This window comes from Lutispora sp., from assembly GCF_041687175.1.
GTDB lineage: Bacteria > Bacillota > Clostridia > Lutisporales > Lutisporaceae > Lutispora.
Window position 1 is genome coordinate 1 of sequence record NZ_JAWLCK010000189.1, and the last position, 3853, is coordinate 3853.

4 protein-coding genes are annotated in these 3853 nt (G+C 38.7%); 3 read left to right on the forward strand and 1 reads right to left on the reverse strand.

The features are described 5' to 3' along the window. Positions 1-357: hypothetical protein (locus ACESM9_RS14950; RefSeq protein WP_373000518.1), on the reverse strand; the 357-nt coding region annotated here is incomplete at its 3' end. Between the two features lie 206 nt (positions 358-563). Here ACESM9_RS14950 and ACESM9_RS14955 point away from each other — a divergent pair. From ACESM9_RS14955 to ACESM9_RS14965, 3 genes are read left to right on the forward strand one after another with little or no spacing between them, the layout of a single operon-like run. Beyond that, positions 564-1838 (forward strand): efflux RND transporter periplasmic adaptor subunit, encoded by a 1275-nt coding sequence (locus tag ACESM9_RS14955; RefSeq protein ID WP_373000521.1) that lies wholly within the window; start codon positions 564-566, stop codon positions 1836-1838. 1 nt (position 1839) lies between these two features. Continuing rightward, a complete protein-coding gene (locus tag ACESM9_RS14960; RefSeq protein WP_373000524.1) occupies positions 1840-2547 on the forward strand; it encodes an ABC transporter ATP-binding protein in 708 nt (235 codons plus the stop codon). After that, a complete protein-coding gene (locus ACESM9_RS14965; RefSeq protein ID WP_373000527.1) occupies positions 2544-3749 on the forward strand; it encodes an ABC transporter permease in 1206 nt (401 codons plus the stop codon). The genes ACESM9_RS14960 and ACESM9_RS14965 overlap by 4 nt, the downstream gene beginning before the upstream one ends. The last annotated feature ends 104 nt before the right edge of the window (positions 3750-3853 follow it).

Sequence of the window (3853 nt, forward strand, 5' to 3'; positions counted from 1 at the left end):
CAAAGAAGATGAGAAACTATCCTGCGCCTTATCATATTCTTTCAATTTATATTGACACATGCCTTTAGCAAAATGGGCATAAGCCTTCTGCTCCTGATCCAGAGCTAATGAATCAGTCATGGATAATTTTAAACTATATTCGTATATTGCCTCATCATATCTGCCCTGCCTATACAATTTATCCGCCTCTAGCAAAGCAGTTATGGATCGGCTGGCATCCCATGGATCAAGAAAAGTAGTATTATCTTCTTTTTTGTATATCCATAAATTAATATAATGGCTGTAAATATTGGCAGTGGATATAAATAAAATCAATACCAATGTAAATATTACAGCCTTTTCAAAGGTCAGTCTCACAAGTTCCTCACCTCCGTACTTGCCTAACTATATTCTATCTCACCCTACACAAACATTCAATTGTACACCATGTCAGCTATTTTAAGTTTATATTACAATTTTGTCATATAAGGAAAAAACCAAAAAACCATGAAACAAATCACATTTCCTATCGTATAAAGTTATGGAGTCAAAGAGAGAACACAAAGTCAAAGGAGAGCGAAATAATGAAAAAAAGAAAGAAACTGGTAATAATAATAGCAGTTATTCTGGTACTGGCAGCCCTGTTAATAGCCAGATCATTCTTATCACCAAAAAATGCAGTTAAAACTGTGGACACAGCCGACGCAGTTAAAACTGATTTAATTCAATCTATATCCGTCACTGGCAATATAAAAGCCGGTGAATCGGAAGAGATAATGTTACCCTCAACACAAAAGGTCACAAGAGTTTTAGTCCAGGAAGGCCAAGAAGTAAAAAAAGGCCAGCTACTGGTTAAACTTGATACATACGAGCTGGAAACTCAATTAAAGAAAAGCAGAATAAGTCTGGATATGGCAAAAAGAGATCTTGAAAAACTAAATTCTGAAGACAATACGACACGCAAATCCCTGGAAAATGCAGTAACTCAAGCTGAAATATCTCTAAAAAGCGCAGCCTCCAAATATGAGGATGCAAGAATAAAGCATGAGCATAACACTAAGCTATACGAAGCAGGCTTCCTATCCAAAGTTGAATATGATAACTCCCTGTCAACATTAAATGATCTGCAGAACAATTTACTATTAGCAGAGATAACTTTGGATAATGCCAAAAACTCTTTGGCAGACTTTGATGAAAAAATATATCAGCAAGAAAAACAAATAGAAATGTCCAACACTGATCTATCAAGCCTTGAAAGAAAAATTTCAGACAGCAATATCAAAGCAAATATAAACGGTAAAATTGTAAAGCTGGATGCTAAAGAAAACCAATACCCTGCCGCAGGAAGCAGCATAATAATCCACGATCAATCCAAGTATATACTGGAATTGAGGGTAAGCCAATATGATGCAGTAAATCTGGAAATGGGCCAGAAAGCCAATATTAGAATAAACGGCTTGGATAAAGTATATGAAGGTCATATAACTAAGATATCTGAAGCAGCCACTGTAGAAATGGTAAACACAAGCAAAGAAACAAATGTTTTGGTAGAAATAACTTTAGACAGCGTAGATGAGCAAATCAAAGCGGGCTATGAAGCGGATGCTGAAATAGTGCTTATTGAGAAAGAAAACTCCATAGCAGTTAGTTTTGAAGCAGTTCAGACCGATGAACAGGGCAATAAATATCTATTTGTAGTGGAAGATAATATAGCAAAGAAAAGAAATGTGGAAACAGGTCTGGAAACAGACTTTGAAATAGAAATAGTCTCAGGACTGAAAGAAGGAGAAAAGTACATCATCAGTCCTCCTGCAGAGCTCATGGATGGAGAAACAGTAATTACAACTGGAGGGATGTAGCTTGATAATCCAGATAGAAAACCTGACAAAAATATATGATACAGGCTCCATACAGGTAGAAGCCCTCAAATCAGTAAGTCTAAATGTGGATAAAAACGAATATGTAGCCATTATGGGAGCCTCCGGCTCAGGCAAATCAACGCTGATGAACATAATAGGCTGCTTGGATAGAATGACCTCAGGGAAATACATACTGGATGGTGAAGATGTATCAACTCTCAATGATACCCAACTGGCAGAGATAAGAAACAAAAAGATTGGATTCGTATTCCAGGCCTTCAACCTCCTCCCTCGTCTCACTGCTTTGGGTAATGTGGAGCTGCCTATGATATATGCAGGCATCCCAGGCTCCCAAAGATATAAAAGAGCCAAGGAAGCCTTAGAAAAGGTGGGACTGGGCGATAGAATCCATCACAGACCTAATGAACTCTCTGGTGGTCAGAAACAAAGAGTAGCCATAGCCAGGGCATTGGTAAATAACCCTGCCATATTACTGGCAGATGAGCCTACCGGAAATCTTGATACCAAGTCCAGCATAGAGATTATGGACATATTTGAGAGCCTCAATGAAGAAGGTGTAACCATTGTGATGGTAACCCATGAGGCTGATATAGCAACCCATACCAAGAGAAATGTAGTTTTCAGGGATGGAGAGATTATATCGGATAACCCGGTGAAAAATCGAGTCACAAGGGAGACAAGAATATGAATATAATGGAAAGTATAAAATCTGCTATATATAGTGTTAGAGTAAATAAAATGAGGTCCTTCCTCACCATGCTTGGAATAATAATCGGCATATCCTCGGTAATCACCATCGTGTCCATAGGCGAGGGAGGCAAGAATGCCATAATGGGAGAATTTGAGGAAATCGGCAGAACCACCATCTATGTAAGAGTCAACAATAGGGCAGATAATGTGAAGGAAAGCGACTATTTTACAATGGATGATATAGAAATGCTGAAATCCAAGCTTCCCGAAGTTACAGCTGTAGTGCCATCCTATGGTTTTTATGATAAGGTAAAAGCAGGTAAAAAAAGCAGGGACATGAGTGTAGAAACCACCACCGAAGATTATTTTGAAGTGGCTAACATCGACATGCTTCATGGGCGCCCTTTAAATACAAGAGATATACAAAGCGCCAGGCATGTAATTGTAATAGATGACAAAGCAGCTATGGAGCTATTTGGCAGAACCAATGCAGTGGGAGAAAAAGTATCAACCAAATTTGGTGATGTGAACTTAAACTTGACCATCATAGGTGTAATGAAATCATCCGGCGGAGAAGTAGCAGAAATGTTCGGCGGGTATATGCCCTCCATAGGTATAATGCCCATAACGGTACTGGATAGAATAGTAGACTATCGATTGGGCTATATGGCTGTCAAGGTTGATAAATCTGCAGACATGACAGAAACAGCTAAAAAAATAGTAAGACTGTTGGAAAACTACCACAGAAGCAAGGATGTCTACTATGCAGAGGAAGGCTTCAAGGAACTAGATATGATAGATACAGTAATAGGCACCTTCACAGCGGTAATAGGTGCTATAGCCGGTATATCTCTCCTGGTAGGTGGTATAGGTGTCATGAATATAATGCTGGTATCAGTGACAGAAAGAACCAGAGAAATAGGTATCAGGATGGCATTGGGTGCAAAAAGAAGGGATATACTGCTTCAATTTCTTACAGAGTCCTTGATACTATGCTTAATTGGCGGTACAATGGGATTAGGATTTGGTATAGCCATGGGAAACCTGGTAGGCCCTCTCATAAAAGTAAAAGCTTCAGTATCACCGTCAATAGTCATAATCGCTGTTGCTTTTTCATCGGCAGTGGGAATATTCTTCGGGCTGTACCCGGCAAATAAAGCCGCTAAGCTTGACCCCATAGAAGCTTTAAGATACGAATAAGGAGGGAAAATTATGAAGAAACTTATATGTGCCTTTTTATGCATTATATTGACAATAAGCAATACAGTTGTTTATGCAGGTATACCCAAATTTCGCTATAGCTT